This is a genomic window from Brevundimonas sp. UBA7838 (genome assembly GCF_002500885.1).
Taxonomy (GTDB): domain Bacteria; phylum Pseudomonadota; class Alphaproteobacteria; order Caulobacterales; family Caulobacteraceae; genus Brevundimonas; species Brevundimonas vesicularis_C.
Genome location: NZ_DLTK01000016.1, coordinates 2982 through 3943, shown reverse-complemented (window position 1 = coordinate 3943; position 962 = coordinate 2982). Strand labels below are relative to the sequence as shown.

Genomic DNA, 962 nt, shown 5'->3' with positions numbered 1-962 from the left:
CTCGCCATCGACCAGGGCACGACCTCGACCCGCGCCATCGCCTTCGAGGTCGCGCCTCAAGCCGCGCGAAGCGCGGTAGGCGAAGAAAAAGGGGACCTGAGGCCCGTCGCGGTCAGCCAGATCGAGCTGGCCCAGCATTTCCCGAAGTCCGGCTGGGTCGAACATGACGCCGCCGAAATCTGGACCGCGACGCTCCAGACCTGTCGAGAGGTGGTGCGCAAGGCCGGCGGCGTCGCCCGCTTCAACGCCATCGGCATCACCAATCAGCGGGAAACGGCCGTAATCTGGGATGCAGCGACCGGCGAGCCGCTGCATCGCGCCATCGTCTGGCAGGATCGCCGCACCGCCGACGTCACCGCCCGCCTGACCGCCCAAGGCAACGAGCCGAGAGTCCAGACCGCCACCGGCCTGATCCTCGATCCCTATTTCTCGGCAACCAAGTTCGCTTGGCTCCTGGACGCTGTGCCCGGATCGCGCGAGCGGGCGGCGAAGGGCGAGGTCAAGCTGGGCACGATCGACGCCTGGTTGATCTGGAAGCTCACTGGCGGCCGGGTCCACGCCACCGATGCGACCAATGCATCACGCACGTCTCTGATGGATCTGAGGACGATCAAATGGCGTGACGACCTGTGCGATGTGTTCGATGTGCCGCGAGAGGCCCTACCCGACATCGTCCCTTGCGCAGGTGTGATCGGCGAGAGCGATCCTGCGCTGTTCGGCCAGCCTCTGCCCATTGCCGGATCGGCCGGAGACCAGCAGGCGGCCCTGGTGGGGCACGGGGCGCTGAAGGCCGGGGACGCCAAGATCACCTATGGCACCGGCGCTTTTCTGGTCGCCAATGTGGGCGCGGAGCCGGTGGCCTCGACACGGCGTCTGTTGGGCACGCTCGGCTATCAGGCCGATGGCCCGTCCGCCTATGCGCTGGAGGGGTCGATCTTCTCGGCCGGCTCGGCGATCCAGTG

The 962-nt window shown here is 67.4% G+C and carries 1 protein-coding gene; it reads left to right on the top strand.

The genetic code is table 11. From position 1 onward, the window contains the following. The coding region (locus B3T77_RS00850) for an FGGY family carbohydrate kinase (protein WP_292076174.1) at positions 1-962 on the top strand (962 nt) is incomplete at both ends.